The 15,180-nt window shown below is 35.8% G+C and carries 18 protein-coding genes; 13 read left to right on the top strand and 5 right to left on the bottom strand.

Going from position 1 to position 15,180, the window contains the following annotated elements:
- The first annotated feature begins 66 nt into the window (after nt 1–66).
- The gene (locus IC221_RS01255) at nt 67–486 is read left to right on the top strand and encodes a hypothetical protein (RefSeq protein ID WP_188167238.1); all 420 of its coding nucleotides are present in this window, start codon (nt 67–69) and stop codon (nt 484–486) included.
- A gap of 104 nt (nt 487–590) precedes the next feature.
- On the opposite strand, the gene IC221_RS01250 is transcribed toward IC221_RS01255, so the two are convergent.
- Nucleotides 591–1,256 carry an HAD family phosphatase gene (locus IC221_RS01250; protein ID WP_188167237.1) on the bottom strand — a complete coding sequence of 222 codons (666 nt, stop codon included), beginning with the start codon at nt 1,254–1,256 and terminating at the stop codon, nt 591–593.
- Nucleotides 1,257–1,329: 73 nt separating this feature from the next.
- On the opposite strand from IC221_RS01250, the gene IC221_RS01245 reads away from it, so the two are divergent.
- The 3 genes from IC221_RS01245 to IC221_RS01235 all read left to right on the top strand — a co-directional run bounded on the left by IC221_RS01245 (nt 1,330) and on the right by IC221_RS01235 (nt 3,050).
- Nucleotides 1,330–1,902 (top strand): Crp/Fnr family transcriptional regulator, encoded by a 573-nt coding sequence (locus tag IC221_RS01245; protein ID WP_188167236.1) that lies wholly within the window; start codon nt 1,330–1,332, stop codon nt 1,900–1,902.
- Between the two features lie 12 nt (nt 1,903–1,914).
- Complete coding sequence (locus IC221_RS01240; protein ID WP_188167235.1) at nt 1,915–2,547, top strand: macro domain-containing protein; 633 nt, start codon at nt 1,915–1,917, stop codon at nt 2,545–2,547.
- A gap of 152 nt (nt 2,548–2,699) precedes the next feature.
- Nucleotides 2,700–3,050 carry a DUF5713 family protein gene (locus IC221_RS01235; protein WP_188167234.1) on the top strand — a complete coding sequence of 117 codons (351 nt, stop codon included), beginning with the start codon at nt 2,700–2,702 and terminating at the stop codon, nt 3,048–3,050.
- A gap of 55 nt (nt 3,051–3,105) precedes the next feature.
- Here the strand turns inward: IC221_RS01235 and IC221_RS01230 are convergent, their stop codons facing one another.
- Together IC221_RS01230 and IC221_RS01225 are read right to left on the bottom strand one after the other, a co-directional pair.
- Nucleotides 3,106–3,306: a hypothetical protein gene (locus IC221_RS01230; protein ID WP_188167233.1), complete on the bottom strand. Its 201-nt coding sequence runs from the start codon at nt 3,304–3,306 to the stop codon at nt 3,106–3,108.
- A gap of 91 nt (nt 3,307–3,397) precedes the next feature.
- Nucleotides 3,398–4,243: a helix-turn-helix domain-containing protein gene (locus tag IC221_RS01225; RefSeq protein ID WP_044213314.1), complete on the bottom strand. Its 846-nt coding sequence runs from the start codon at nt 4,241–4,243 to the stop codon at nt 3,398–3,400.
- A 161-nt stretch (nt 4,244–4,404) separates the two neighbouring features.
- Between IC221_RS01225 and IC221_RS01220 the strand changes: the two genes are divergently transcribed.
- A complete protein-coding gene (locus IC221_RS01220; protein ID WP_044213311.1) occupies nt 4,405–4,602 on the top strand; it encodes a hypothetical protein in 198 nt (65 codons plus the stop codon).
- 563 nt (nt 4,603–5,165) lie between these two features.
- Nucleotides 5,166–6,770, top strand: coding sequence for a glutamate synthase-related protein (locus IC221_RS01215; RefSeq protein WP_188167232.1), 1,605 nt, complete (start codon nt 5,166–5,168; stop codon nt 6,768–6,770).
- A gap of 57 nt (nt 6,771–6,827) precedes the next feature.
- Here IC221_RS01215 and IC221_RS01210 read toward each other — a convergent pair whose 3' ends face one another.
- Nucleotides 6,828–7,109 (bottom strand): DUF427 domain-containing protein, encoded by a 282-nt coding sequence (locus IC221_RS01210; RefSeq protein ID WP_188167231.1) that lies wholly within the window; start codon nt 7,107–7,109, stop codon nt 6,828–6,830.
- A gap of 757 nt (nt 7,110–7,866) precedes the next feature.
- On the opposite strand from IC221_RS01210, the gene IC221_RS01205 reads away from it, so the two are divergent.
- The 6 genes from IC221_RS01205 (at nt 7,867) to IC221_RS01180 (ending at nt 13,997) form a co-directional block, all read left to right on the top strand.
- Nucleotides 7,867–8,766, top strand: a complete 900-nt coding sequence (locus IC221_RS01205; RefSeq protein ID WP_044213302.1) for a S9 family peptidase — start codon at nt 7,867–7,869, stop codon at nt 8,764–8,766.
- 37 nt (nt 8,767–8,803) lie between these two features.
- On the top strand, nt 8,804–9,760 hold the full coding sequence (locus tag IC221_RS01200) for an SDR family NAD(P)-dependent oxidoreductase (RefSeq protein ID WP_188167230.1): 957 nt from the start codon (nt 8,804–8,806) through the stop codon (nt 9,758–9,760).
- A gap of 427 nt (nt 9,761–10,187) precedes the next feature.
- Nucleotides 10,188–10,913, top strand: coding sequence for a hypothetical protein (locus tag IC221_RS01195; protein WP_188167229.1), 726 nt, complete (start codon nt 10,188–10,190; stop codon nt 10,911–10,913).
- 147 nt (nt 10,914–11,060) lie between these two features.
- Nucleotides 11,061–11,879: a hypothetical protein gene (locus IC221_RS01190; RefSeq protein ID WP_188167228.1), complete on the top strand. Its 819-nt coding sequence runs from the start codon at nt 11,061–11,063 to the stop codon at nt 11,877–11,879.
- Nucleotides 11,880–11,889: 10 nt separating this feature from the next.
- On the top strand, nt 11,890–12,576 hold the full coding sequence (locus tag IC221_RS01185; protein WP_188167227.1) for an ATP-binding cassette domain-containing protein: 687 nt from the start codon (nt 11,890–11,892) through the stop codon (nt 12,574–12,576).
- Nucleotides 12,577–13,010: 434 nt separating this feature from the next.
- Nucleotides 13,011–13,997, top strand: a complete 987-nt coding sequence (locus tag IC221_RS01180; RefSeq protein ID WP_188167226.1) for a nitronate monooxygenase family protein — start codon at nt 13,011–13,013, stop codon at nt 13,995–13,997.
- Nucleotides 13,998–14,296: 299 nt separating this feature from the next.
- On the opposite strand, the gene IC221_RS01175 is transcribed toward IC221_RS01180, so the two are convergent.
- Nucleotides 14,297–14,554, bottom strand: a complete 258-nt coding sequence (locus IC221_RS01175; protein ID WP_044211318.1) for a hypothetical protein — start codon at nt 14,552–14,554, stop codon at nt 14,297–14,299.
- A 200-nt stretch (nt 14,555–14,754) separates the two neighbouring features.
- Here IC221_RS01175 and IC221_RS01170 point away from each other — a divergent pair, with 200 nt between their 5' ends.
- Nucleotides 14,755–15,138 carry an AAA family ATPase gene (locus tag IC221_RS01170; protein WP_188167225.1) on the top strand — a complete coding sequence of 128 codons (384 nt, stop codon included), beginning with the start codon at nt 14,755–14,757 and terminating at the stop codon, nt 15,136–15,138.
- The last annotated feature ends 42 nt before the right edge of the window (nt 15,139–15,180 follow it).

Genomic DNA, 15,180 nt, shown 5'->3' with positions numbered 1-15,180 from the left:
ACTAATGAGTTAAATAATCTTTATATATACGCTTGTGAAAAAGAAGTGATTTTTGATAATTACTCAATGGTTGATAGATTAATTGGTGAAATCAAGGGTTATAATATCTCTAGTAAAATTGAGGTTTCTCAAAATCTTCTCTTAAGCATTTATGATATGTCAACTGAAAGAGTGAAAGAGTTAATAAAGAACTTCATACTAAAGATTGATATCAAAAAAGAAAAGGAACTTTATAAAAAGGTGATTTTTAGACTTACACTCGCAATTTACAAGTTGAAAGATGTTGACAAAAGCTTAAAAATAGATCTTGATAATTATCTGAATGAACTAAAAGAAAAGAATATTTTTTCAAGTGCTTTGTTTATGATTCAGAGCCAAATAGAATTTTTAAATCAGAAAGACAATAATATATTAACCAGTCAATTAGGTAAGATTGATAAGATGATTGAGGTTCATGAAAACAGAGAGAATCTTTCGATCTTCTAAAAAAGCGATCAGCACGCAATGCTCTGTGGGACACTATATTGTACATAGCCAAAACTCCTCTCCCAGCCCCACACCCTGAAAGAGAAGCTTTTTTATAAAAGCGACTACACCAAATGCTCAAGGTGCTCAATAAGCAGATCAATCGGTTCCTTGTCAATAGTCAGGTCAGCATGATTGCTGACTTCTTCGGTACGTGGAAAAGTGGCTACAGAGAACGTTGACAATTTGAACATTGCAATATCCGCAGGTCCATCTCCGAAAGAGATGATATTGTCAAATGGGGTAGCGTAGCGTTTCAAAACGGATTGTACTACCTGAGCCTTTGAATCTTCTTCTACATGGATCAAAACTTCACCAGTGCAGACGTCATCTTCAAATAGGATTTCATTGGATATGACTTCATCTAGCCCAAGTTCTTTGGCAGTGATGGCATTCAAAAAGGACATCCCCGTACTGATCCCAATACAAGGAATCCCTTGTTTTTTTAACCAATGCACCAATGCTTTGGCTCCCTTACGTATCGGATTAGACTGTAAAATAGCTGTCATTTTATCCAGTGCGACACCTTTCCAAAGTGCAGCGTCCAACTCTGTCATTTCGGTATAAGATATTTTATGCTCCCTCCATGCCTCATAATACTTCCCACCTTGTTCACCAGTTCCAAGGTGATTGTGCAGCAACATCCAAGGGTCTACTACTGTCCTTAATGTACCATCAATATCAAAGAAGGCAATAGTCTTCACGTTCTCGTTTTTTTCTCTTATTTCCATAACCACAAATATATTTTATACTATTGGCATACTACTTTACATTTGTAAAGTCATTTTCAAAATTTTTTGTTTTATGAGAAATGTATTGTCAGTACTTGAGAAGTATTATTCATTATCAGACGAAAACAAAGCACTTATCGTCAATGAAATGGAAGCATTCCGTCTGAAAAAAGGAGATGTACTTATACAGGAGTTGGAAAAATCACCGTACATGTTTTTTATAGAAAAAGGAGCCGTAGCCACTTCCTATATTGATGAAAAGGGCAATAAAAAAGTCGTGTGGTTTGGTTTTGAAAGTGATATTTGTTTTTCCATCAGTGCTTATATTGACGTGGCCTATTTACCAGAGACCATTGAACTTCTTGAAGACAGTCAGTTTTACAGAGTAAAAATCAGTCACGTCAAAGCATTGTATCAAAACCATACCGATTGGGCCAACTGGGGAAGGAGTTTTATTGAGCACAATTTTGCCACAACCATCAAAGAAATGGACGAATACAAGTCCAGAACCGCCAAAGAAAGGTACCAAGAACTGATCAAGCATAAACCCAACGTCAGATCAAGAGTACCATTAAAGGCCATAGCCTCCTATTTGGGTGTTTCCCCTGTTACAATCAGTCGATTAAGAAAAGAAATCAAAGAGTAGAAAATAAGCAATATGAAATTTTATTTAGTAGACATCAATCCTAAATTGACTGAAGCATGGCATAAAGTTTTTGAAGGAGTTGAAAATGTAGAAGTTAAAAATCAATCTATTTTTGATCTATCATGTGATGTGATTGTCAGTCCAGCAAATAGTTTTGGTTTTATGAATGGCGGAATAGACTTTGCAATTTCCAAAACATTAGGTTGGCACATCGAAAAAAAACTTCAGCAAAAATTACGAGAGGACTATTTTGGTGAATTATTAGTAGGGCAAGCCACGATTGTGGAAACAGAGAATAAGCAATTTCCTTATTTGATTTCAGCACCTACTATGAGAACCCCAATGACGATATTACGTTCTCCCAATATTTATCTAGCAACTAAAGCGATCTTGACTTTACTTCAATATGGAAAATTTGAAGATGGAACACCTTTAAAAGAGAAAATTTCTTCAGTGGCTATTCCAGGACTTGGAACAGGCGTAGGGCAAGTTCCGCCTTTGTTATGTGCTAGACAAATGAGAATAGCTTGGGAGGATGTTATCAATGAAAAGTATAAAACCAAAGAAGGTTGGGAGGAGTTACGTTCAAACTATGCTTACTTTTTCACGCATGATGAAAATGATTTGCATTATGATATACCTTAAAATCAAATATCAACAGTAGCTTCAACTTTAATTCCATCAGTCTGCAGTGAAGTAGTTAGAAAAGAGATTAAAATGAGGAAACTATTGTTATTTTTCTGTGTATCGGACTCACTTCTTGTGCATCTTCGAACTCAAATAAACAAATAAAAAAAATGATTAAGCAAACAGATTTAACCAACCCAACATTAAAGGAATATGCATTTTTAGACTGTATGTACAATGATTCCTACTTCCCTAAATTTTTAGTAGACAAGTGTAAGAATATTCTGTTAACACTTTGTAAAGATATCGAGGAACAGCAACCCACTACGCTCGAAGAGTTATATCAACTCACTCATTTATCGACCAATAAAATAAATGATTTGGAGGGTGAATTCGATGAAAATAACAGTGAAATTGAAACGGTGGCAAGGGAGTGTTTAGCAGAAAATTTTGAGACCATTGCTCAAGCTTACGGATTTGAAGCAGATATTGAAGAGTTGATCGCTACTAGAGATTGGTAAAAGCTCAATTATCACCATATTTCAAGTGTTAAGCGTTAGCGTCACTTGGAACTACTTATTGTCTCCCGACTTCGAATATAAATGCTACGTTTTCATTCATTTCGAAGTCGGGAGACTTCGCCAATGTATCATCACAAGTGACGCCTATCGGCTTAACACTTGCGATATAAAAGGAGCCAATAGCATAGTTGTGGTAGTTAGAAATCAGGAGATTTCTATTGATCTTACAAACACGAATGCCGCTATCGCTTAACATTCGCGCTAGTGGAGTTCAAGAGCAGTTGAAAAAATGAAGCAGAAGAAAGATTGAAAGTAGAATATGAAAGACATGTAGGAATATCTATTCATCAAACTACTTTGTGATTCTTATTTCTATACTGCAAAGGCGTTACCCCAAACTTCTTTTTAAACACACGGAAAAAATAACTATGGTTTTCAAAGCCTGCATTAGTATAAATACTTTTGATGGGGGCGTTGGTCATGGCAAGCTGATGTGCCGCAAAGTTCAGGCGTTCCTCTAAGATAAGCTCAGTAAGCGTTTTTTTGAAAGCCTTTTTGATTACTCTATTGATGTAGTCGCCAGAACGCTGAGAGAGCTGAATAAAACCATCAATTCCCATTTTGAGATAATAAGGAGAGCGAAATTCTTGAAGGGTATAGTTGAGCCAAGGTGGAAGTTGACCATTCTGGTAGGCTCTCTTTTGTAATAATGCAAAGAGGTGGAGCAGTAAGAGGTCTAAGGTGAGCAGTGAATTTTCACTGATGCTCATCTGTTCCAAATGCCCCAATAAGGTTTGAAGCTGACTTTCGTTGAAATTATAAGAAAAGGGAAGTGGAGTATCGTTCCAAAAAAACTGTTCAGGAGCCTCAAAATAGCGTTGCTGATAGTGGGGAATACAATGAGCTTTAATGGCTAAATTATTAATGACCAATTCCTCTTTTGAGGTTTTCTTAAAAGTATGTACATCGCTCGGACGTATAAAATAAGCCGTTCCTTTTTGGATCGGAAACTCCTCGTTGTTGATGATATGAATCCCTTCACCTTCGGATATTACAAAAAACTCATAGTAATCGTGGTAGTGCATAATCAGGTCCTCATGATGATCAATACTTGTACGCGCAAGATGAAAAATATCGTTAGGCTGTAGTGCAAACGTCTCAAATAAGAATTTTTTGGTGATCCTTTGGTCCATACTTCTTGTTGCTGAATTGAAACATCAAATTACTCTTATCTTTCAATAAATGTCAATTATCTTATAAAATTATAATTCTGAAACATTCTTCTTTGTTTACCCGTTTTTGTAATTTAAATTTCTTTATTGATATGATTTAGTGAAATGAACAACGATTGAAAATGAAAAATATCAAAATAATGCTTGGCACTACATTGTGGTCAATTGTAATGCTTATTTGTATTCCTATCGTCTTATTATCGTTTAAAGTAGAAGAAGAGGAGGAAGTGAAAGAAGAAGTGAAAATTGAACAACAAGTAGAAGAGCAGCAATCTGAAAAGGAGGAGCTGGAAAATTTGACTCCCAATCAAAAATATTAATCTATAGGTTACCGTGATGGTAGCCTTTTTTGTTGCTTCAACTTCTAATAGATTTTTCTACCCGCTTTTTAGGTCCTATTTTCAAGCGTCTTTCTTCTTCTTTTTTTTTGAAACAAAAAGAAGCAAAAAATTCAAGGCTTAGAAGTCAAAAGCTAAATTCCATTTCTCTCGCTTAAATGATTTTAAACTCGCTGCGCTCAAACAACAAAATCATTTTTAACGGCTCACTCCATGAAATTCTTCACGCTTTTCCCTTCAAGGCCGATGATGGGTATACTACTAAATGATTGTCTGATGACAGATCAAAAGACAAATGTTTTATGATAATCGCAGCTCTGTAGGGTCGTTGCATTGCAACGACCTAACGAGCCACCACAGTAACCACCTCTTCCATCGGTAATAAATATTTGGGAATTTACTTTATAGCATAATGCGTATTCAAAGTGTTAGTTTACAGTGTTTTATTATCACTTTTACCAAAAGAATATGTAAATTATAGGGATACTTTAAGTATAGGATATAGGAACAATTTAAGAACTACTTAATCACCCAAAAACAACACAATGAAAAAAGTAAAGCTTACCGAAATAGCAGGGCTTCCGGAAAAGGAACCCGTAGGATTTCAAGTCAATGGATTGGACTTGGTGGTTGTACGATACGGAGATGAAATTTCTGTTTTGTATGGCCGATGCTTGCATAGAGGAGCATTAATGGCCGATGGAAGTATCAGTGGACACAATCTGATTTGTGGCCTTCACGGTTGGGACTACCGGTACGATACAGGTGTAAGTGAATACAATAATGAAGAAGCTTTACATAAGTTTCAAACGAGTATTGAAGAGGGGGTTTTGTATGTAGATGAAGACGAAATCAATGCCTATTTAGAGCAGTTTCCTCAGCCTTTTAACAGAGAGGATTACTTAGGGCAATACGCCGATACACATCCCGAAGAAACAGAACCCTACACGGCCTATATTCAACAATTGGCGAAAAATGGTTTAAAGCAAGTGGGGAAGCATGGTCCATCGTCGTCTATGGGGGTCGACCGTACCACTCTACCGAGGTGGGAACAAATACAGTTTCTGCCAGCTCAACTTTCTCGAAGACCTTTGTTGGATAAAGAGGAGGTGACCACGTCTACCGTGATAGGAAAAAATGCGAAGAAGCCTTTACAATTAGACATTCCCATTTTTGTATCAGACATGAGTTTTGGAGCATTGTCAAAGGAAGCAAAGATTGCGTTGTCCATGGGAGCTGAAAAAGCAGGAACGGGAATTTGTAGTGGAGAAGGTGGGATGTTGCCTGAAGAGCAAGAAGCCAACTCAAGGTATTTTTATGAGTTGGCTTCGGGTAAGTTTGGTTTCTCATGGGACAAAGTAAAGAAAGCTCAAGCGTTTCATTTTAAAGCAGGGCAGGGGGCGAAGACCGGTACAGGAGGTCACTTGCCAGGCACAAAGGTGACGGAAGAAATTGCAAAAGTAAGAGGTTTAGCAAAAGGACAATCTGCCATTTCACCTGCTACATTTCCTGATTTTCATGGCGTAGAGGATTATAAAAACTTTGCCAATGAAGTCAGGGCACAAACAGGTGGAATTCCAATTGGTTTTAAAATGGCCGCATCAAGAATTGAAGACGATATTGATTTTGCGTTGGCCGTGGGTGTAGATTATATTATTCTTGATGGAAGAGGTGGAGGAACAGGTTCTGCCCCTAACATTTTAAAAGATAATATCAATGTACCTACCATTCCAGCATTGGCAAGAGCAAGAAGGCATTTGGATAAAATGGGAGCGAAGGACGTTTCTTTGATTATTACGGGAGGATTGAGAGTCGCAGATGATTTTGTAAAAGCATTGATGTTAGGTGCTGATGCAATTGCCGTTTCCAATTCTGCCATGCAAGCCATTGGTTGTTTGGGGATGAGAGCATGTTCAACTAATAATTGTCCTGTTGGAATTGCTACACAGAAGGATCATTTAAGAGCTCGGTTGGAAATGCAGAAGTCTGCACAGCAATTGTCCAACTTCTTTGAAGCCACTACAGGGTTGATGAAAGTGGTGGCAAGGGCTTGCGGTCATCGGGACTTCACGGAATTCAATTTCTCTGATTTATCTACGATGGATTATAAAATACATCAATTGACACTGATCCGGTTTGCAGGACATTGATGATTCAAGACAAAAAAAATAGCCTACAACTAAAATTGTAGGCTATTTTTTCTATCGTTACATCACTTTCACTCCTTTCCAGAAAGCTACATAATCCTTGATTTCACTGGCCTTTTCTTTAGGCTGTTTATAAAACCAAGCTGCATCTACATTTTTCTGACCATCTACTTCAATGGTATAATAAGACGCTTCCCCTTTCCAAGGACATGTAGTGTGTGTGGCTGTCTCTGAGAAATATTCTTTTTTCACAGAAGAAGGAGGGAAGTATTGATTTCCTTCAACAACGATGGTTTCATCACTTTCCGCTAGAACGACATCGTTCCAAATTGCTTTTTTCATAGCTTTTAAATAATTAGTTTGAGAGTTTTTTATAGATATAATAATTCAAAATAGTGCCGATTGTTTTTATCTACAAGAAAATAGAGAGAATATATTAAAGCATAAGCAAATTGTAAACTAAATTATCGTTAATAATAGTATTTAGAAATCAGGAGATTTCTGATGATCTGAAGGACACGAATGACGCTGACGCTTAACATTCGCGCCAAGTGGACTTTCTACCATTCTAGTTTGGTAGTATTCCCCCGGCCTTGAAGGGAAAAGCGTTAAGAATTTCATGGAATGAGCCGTTAAAAATGATTTTGCTGTTTGAGCGCAGCGAGTTTAAAATCATTTAGGTGAGAGAAATGAAATTTAGCTTTTGACTTCAAAGCCTTGACTTTTTTGCTTCGTTTTTGTGTTAAGACAAAAATGAAGAAGAAGGAAGTTTGAAAGTAAATCCTACAAAAGCTGGTAGAAAGATCGATTGGAAGTTAACGTTAATTTACAGTGTAATTAGTAAAACATCAACAATTATCCTCCCAAAAAATGATCATCATTTTAGTCAAAATTTCCTCTTAACTCAAGAAGCTTAAAACGTAAGAATTAGAGATTATTAAACAGAACAATAAAGTTCTTCAATATGTTTCTCTATTGCTTCAATATGTATACTTTTTCCATTTTTCATCAAGCTACCTTTGTAATATCAAGAAGGTAAAAAAGCATTTTCCTGCCATCTTGATTTTCTATTTTCCTATTAAGAACACTAAAACGAACGATGATGATTGCTAGAATGCTGATGAAAAGAATAGTTCCTATGATTGCAACTGTTCGACGTTCTCCGATATTGAGAAGACCAGATGAATACGGAATGCACTTTGAAGATATTTCCTTTACTTCCACAGATGGAATTGTATTGGAAGGGTGGTATATGCCGGCCAAAAATGCATCAAACAAAATAGTGATATGTAATCATTTTTCTCCAGGTAACCGATATGGTTACGCAGGGCATATAAAGCCTTGGACGAATGCAGGAGGATTTGAGGTAAACTTCTTACCTAAATATAAAGCACTGACAGATGCAGGATACAATGTTTTGGCATATGATTTAAGAAATCATGGGTTTAGTGCACCAGCTCAAAGCAATGCCTATAATCCAAGTCTTTTTGAATATAAAGATGTGGTGGGTTCTTTGAATTATGTAAAACAACGTGAGGATACAAAAGGGATGGACATCCACCTGCATAGTATGTGTCTTGGAGGTAACTCTACATTAGTAGCTATGAAAAAACATCCAGAAGCTTTTGAAGGTGTAAAATCGATGATGTTGATCCAGCCTATTTCGGGAGAAGCTATTGTCAAAAAATTGTCTAAGAATATGTATTTGGGGAAAAGTGGAGAGAAAGCTTTCGAAGAAGTCTATCGTGAGCAGTTCGGTTTTAGAATTGAGGACTCATCACCAATTATTGACGCCAAGTATATCAAGATACCTACGTTTGTCACCCAAGTGAAAGCCGATAAAATGACGTTTCCGGAAGATGTTCAAGCCATTTATGATGCAATACCAGTAGGGGATAAGAAGCTTTTCTGGATTGAAGGGACATCGCAGCGTTTCCATGGTTATACCTACTATTCTGAGCATCCTGGACAGATGCTTGATTGGTATGATAGACATTAATGCATTGTCCGGTTTTTAAACTTTCAAATCAGAAAAAATGGCGAACAAAAATGTAATATGGTGTGATGAAAAAACACTCCAAAAAGATATAAGTGGTAAAATATATATAGTCACTGGAGCTAATTCAGGTGTTGGACTAGAAACCTCAAAACAGTTGATGAAGCAAGGAGGTCATGTGATTATGGCATGTCGAAGAGTAGATGCTGGAGAGGAAGGAGCGAAAGCCTTTGGTAATTTAAAAGGCAGTTACGAAGTAATGAAGGTGGACTTTGCCGACTTGCAATCAGTAAGAGATTTTGCAGAAAAGTTTAAGGCAAAATATGATCGACTGGATGGCTTGATGTGTAATGCTGGCGCCCTGTTTTCAGGAGATAAGGCACAATACACCAAAGATGGTATTGAGATGTCGATTGGTGTAAGTTACTTTGGTCACTTTCTTTTGACAGAACTTCTATTGGAGCAACTGAAGAAAAGTGCACCTGCTAGAGTGGGCATTCTATCTTCAGTGGGACATGCGGGAAGTGCTAAAAACCGCTACAAGGTACACTTTGAAGATATCAATTGGAAAAATAGAAAATACAATGGTGTAGACGCTTATTGTGAAGCTAAAGTAGCCGTCAATTTATATGCTTTGGAACTCGGTGAACGTTTGAAAGGTACAGGTGTGAGTACAGCCTCTATCCATCCGGGATGGGCAAGAAGTAACTTTGGAGGGGATGGAGTGATGATGAAAATAGTGAGATTTTTATTATATCCCTTCAGGCATTCAATCACAAATAGTAATGAGGAGTCAGCACAAACCTCTCTTCATGTATTATTATCTGATGATGCGCCTAACTATTCTGGAGCTTATTTCAGTCAACACAGTGTACTGTATAGAGATAAAGAATGTAAAAAAGGAGGTTGGCCTATGACCTCACCTAATCCGAATGCCAACGATAGAGTAGCAGCAAAGCAGTTGGTAGAACTTAGTAAGAAAATGGTGGCTTTGTAGACATTCCGTTTTTTATTACCCAAGCTTTGAAATTTAATACCTATCAATCAACTATCATCACTTCTATTGAATTAGAGAGTGTAATTTATATTCAAATCCTTTTTGAAACAAACTTTTGCAAAGTCTCCTAATTTTATAATCATCTTCTAAAATGTAGTTTTGTATGGGGCGTTGCAATGCAACGTCCTTGCAAACCACAATACACTACTATTTATCCCTCATAAAAGGAAATAGATCAATTAACGATATAATATTTAGAAATTGGGAGATTTCTGCTGATGAGTAGGACCTAACGCTTAATATTCACACCAGTGGACTTTCTACCCAATTAATTTGGTAGTGCTTTTCTCTTCAAAGCCTAGCCTTTTTTTGAATACAAATCACTAGTTTTATATCTTCATGTATTAAATGATCTAAAAACTATAACATGAGTTATAAATACGAACCTTACTCTTATCAAACAGACTTCAACTCACAAAAGAAATTTTCATGGAAAAAAGCAGTACTGAAATTCTTTCTGTGGACCATTTTTTTCCTTTTTTTATGTGTATTACCCTTTACCATGATGATCAGAAGTGGCATTTATATGTATCACGAATATGCAGCTTCTGTTTGGTTAGGTTTAGTTGTGGGGATCGTGGTACTGTCGTTTATTTTGTTACTTTACCTCTCGATCGGCTACTTATTATTTTTCAGAAAATACAAGGTCAGCTTTCTTGCAATTAAGAGAATCACACTATTTGTATTTTTATTCGTAATAACCTACACAATTTTTTCGTTATTTTCTTTTACTGGAAAAAATGCCAAAAGTGATCAAATCAAACAGGAATATACACAGCTTCATCCCTACTTGAAAATCAGTTTAAGAACACTTTTATTTTTTGATAAAGATGTATTAATCACCTCTTTAAGTAGAGAGCCTGAAGACTATAAGAAAATGGGTTTACCTTCCAAATCAAGCTCTTTACACTTCAAGCAAAACACGGGATATGTACACGCTATGGACCTCAGAACGAAGGGAAGACCTTTCTGGATGATTTGGTTTAGTCAGATTTATTTTAATACTTTAGGGTTTAATATCATAAGACATCATGGGACGGGAGATCATTTACATGTCTCATTGTCTACTTACGAACGACAACAATCTTGGTAGGATTACCTAAATTAAATTGATGTGATTTTACAATTAACACTATCTATACTAAATCTTAGAAGGAAACAGATTAGCAGAATTTTAGCTGATTTAGGAATTTTGAGATTGCTAATGCTATTCATATTCTATAGTTTTTTTCAATTTTTCTTGATTCATATAAAAGAACTTCATGCTTTTTTTGTGGACGCGGCACTGCTTTCACTTCTTTCTGCAGCGCAAGCCAATAGAAAAGATGAGAAAATTTTATTGCAACTCATGAAGTTCCCAATCTTGTATTATTTACTTGAAAACCTGATTTGGGTGTTCCTGTTTACTTGGGGAATCGCTTTTTCTCCCTCTAATTATCTCTATCCCATCCTTCTTTTTTTACCATTAATCACAAGCTTTTTACCTACCAATAGGTCTATTGAAAGTCAGGGATTTGTACTTCCTATTCCTTTTTCTGCCTCAGCATATGATTGGCGTTCAGGAATGAGAAATGGAGGAGCGTGGGGGATTATTGTGGCCATTGTTTTGACAGTAATCGGACTTTTCCGTTTTGAGTTTTTATTAATTGGGATCGTAGTTTCAAGTATCTCTATCTTCGGTTTTTATACACAAAACGAACCAAGACAAATCCTTTATGCAGTAGCCGATACTTCAACCTCTTTCTTGAAGAAAAAAATTAAACAGATGGCTTTGCTTTTTCTGCTCATCAATAGTTTTGCATTACTTATTGGCTTAGTTTTTTACTTCCAAGTTTTTTATGTGGTCGCTTATTTATTTTTAGGTTCATTTTTTGTTCTCTTCTTGATGATACTTCAGAAGTATATTACCTATGAACCGAACACTAATTTTAGAGCAAATACCTTTATCATTGCGTTCTACTACATAAGTATTTTTATTCCTTTCCTTATTCCATTGCCTTTGATTGTGGGATTAAGGTCATGGAAAAGAGCCAATCGTCAATTATCCTATTATTTTTAATGCATATAGTATGTTAGAGTTAAAAAATATTTCTTTCGCTTACGGAGAAAAGCAGGTACTTCAAAACATCAATATATCCATTGAAAAAGGAAAAATTATCGGTGTATTAGGAAAAAATGGCGTAGGAAAAACGACCTTATTTGAGATCATAGCACAGTGGAAAAAGAATTTTAATGGCGAAACGCTACTAGAGAATGAGACACTTTTAAGAGCTCAAGTAGGCTATTTAGAAGCGAAGCCTACTTTCTATTCCATGATTACAGGACGAGAACATCTCAATGTTTTTAAAGTGAGGTTTCCTGATTTTGACATAGATGGTTGGAATAGCATTTTTGAGCTTCCTTTGGATGAGATTGTAGATTACTATTCTACAGGAATGAAGAAGAGGTTAGCCCTAATGATGTTATTGAGTGCGGATGTTCCCGTGATTCTTCTAGATGAACCTTTTCTCGGTTTAGATGTAGAGGCATCTATTGATCTTGAAAAAATCATCAATACTTTAAAAGAGAGAGGTAAAATTATATTAATAGCCTCTCATACTTTGAGTGCTCTTCAAAAACTTTCAGATAAAATCTATCACTTCTCAGGAGGAAAAGTAGAACAAACTTTCGATAAGGAAAGCTTTGATGAACTTGATGGATATATGAAAGAATATTTCAGTAACAACCATCAAGATATTGTTGATAAGTTGCTGTAATTAAGGGGAAATTTGAACTTTGTACTACTATATTGTAAACTAAACTTTCGTTCAATCTTTATATAAGATTTTATAGGACCTACTTTCAAGCATCCTCCTTCTTCGTTTTTGTGTTTAAACAAAAAGAAGCAAAAAATGCAAGGCTTTTCCCTTCAAGGCCGAGGGAATTACTACTAAATTAATTGGGTTGAAAGGGCAATGACGCGAATGTTAAACAACAGCTTCATTCGTGACCTATAAATCTCCTGATGTCTAAAGATCATAAATATTCGAAAAATTAGTTTAAAGTATTACACCAAAAAAATAGGATTTAAGTTTGACGATATTAATTTCCCTCATTCCTCATCAGGTTGACTTTCCAATATAATTTTTCCATATTGTAATAAAATATTTAGTATGCATGCATACTATTTTTAACCAATACAACACACACTATGGAAAAAATTTCCACACCACTAACTGAAATGTTGGGTATTGATTACCCGATGATTATGGCTCCTATGTTTTTAGTTTCCAATGCGGAGATGCTGATTGCAGCAGCAAAAAGCGGGATAACAGGGACTGTTCCAGCCTTAAACTATAGAACTGACAAAGAATTTAGAGCAGCGATACACGAAATACGAACTGCCATAGGTGATAAACCTTTTGGAGTGAATTTGATTGCTAATAAATCTAATGTCCGACTACAAGAACAATTAAATACATGCGTTGAGTTGGGAGTTGATTTTATCATTACCTCTTTAGGATCTCCACGTAAAATCATAGAAAAATGTAAGCCTGCTGGCATTAAAGTTTTTTGTGATGTGGTGGATACCAAGTACGCTTTGAAGGTACAGGAATTAGGAGCAGATGCGGTCATTGCAGTAAATAAAGAAGCAGGGGGGCACGCTGGTCCAACTTCTGCCAGTGAATTAGTACCGGCCTTGGTAAAAGCATGTGATATTCCAGTTATTTCTGCCGGAGGAGTGGGTAATGGTACGCAATGGAAAGAAAAAATTGACCTTGGAGCCGTTGGGATTTCAATGGGGAGTCCTTTTATTGCCACACACGAAGGAGGTGTCAATGATGCTTACAAACAAGCGTGTGTAGATTACGGGGCAGATGATATTGTGATGACCACCAAGCTTTCAGGGACTCCATGTACGGTAATCAATACTCCTTATATGAAGGAAATTGGTACAAAGCAGAATTGGCTTGAATCCCTTCTGAATAAGAATAAGCGATTGAAGAAATTTGCCAAGATGCTTACCTTTTACAAAGGGATGAAAATGTTAGAAAAATCGGCATTTGGCGCTACTTATAAAACCGTTTGGTGTGCAGGGCCTTCTATCGAATATGTAAAATCGATTCGGTCTGTAAAAGAAGTAGTTGAAAGTATGGTAGAAGAATATGCAGCTACAGCAAAATTAATTGAAAAGTAAATGAAGTATGTGTAAAACTACTACATTGTAAACTAAATTTTCGAATATTTACAGCATTTAGAAATCAGGAGATTTCTAATGATCTGAAGGACACGAATGACGCTATCGCTTAACATTCGCGCCAGTGAGCCTTGAATTTTTTGCTTCGTTTTTCATCAATGGAAAAATGAAGAAGAAAGAAGCTTGAAAGTAGACCCTATAAAATCTTGTAGGAAGATGGCGTTAATGTAGTCAAGAATAGAAAGTAGTGCATGTATTATAAAAAAGGCTTAAGAGTATAGCAAATACTTTTAAGCCTTTTATTTCAATATTTTTTTCCAATCGATGGCGGGGCAATACTGTGAGATCTTATCGATTTCATAAATTGATTCAATTTCATTTTCCATACTATTCCCATCTTTATAATTGACTTGGATATAGGCACCATCGTAATTATAAAGTTCAAATTTCTTATCCATCTTATACATTGAAGTAAGGAAGTCTGAAAAGTATTGCACGATTTCCGCTTTTTGAATTAAGCTTAATTTATTAAAAGTAATATGTTGAAGGCGTACCATTAGTTTTTCGGAAGAAGTTATTAAAAATTTAAAGTACTAGGTCAAAATTAAATTATGAATTTAGAGTTTTTTGAGGTAAAAATTCGAAAAACAATAACAAGTGATGGCGTAAAGTAATTTTGATTTGATACTTAGTTTCTCTAAAGTTACTGCTTATCTTTAAAAAGTGAATAGAACTTATTATTTATTTTTGTTAACAAATGAAGAAGCTCATATTACTAAGAGGTTTACCAGGTGCAGGAAAAACAACAGTTGCTCAGGCAATGGGAGGGTCAATTGAGGCGGATGATTTTATGGTAAATGAAAATGGAGAATATCAATTTGATCCTAGAAACCTTCCTTTTGCCCATAAACAATGTGAAGAAATGGTGAAACTCTGCATGTCAAGAAGCCAAGAATTGATTGTAGTTTCCAATACATTTACAACAGAAGATGAAATGAAGAATTACTTTGTAATGGCCGAAAAGTACGGTTATCAAGTTTCTTCTTTGATTGTTGAAAATAGACATGGAAGTAAATCAATTCATAATGTTCCAGACAGTAATATCAAAAGGATGATGGAACGCTTTGAGATAAAACTTTAGTAAGCCAAGTATAAAATACACTCGGCTTACATCATTTACATC

The sequence above is a fragment of the Flammeovirga sp. EKP202 genome, from assembly GCF_014534745.1.
Classification (GTDB): Bacteria; Bacteroidota; Bacteroidia; order Cytophagales; family Flammeovirgaceae; genus Flammeovirga.
This window is presented reverse-complemented; position numbering and strand designations above follow the sequence as displayed.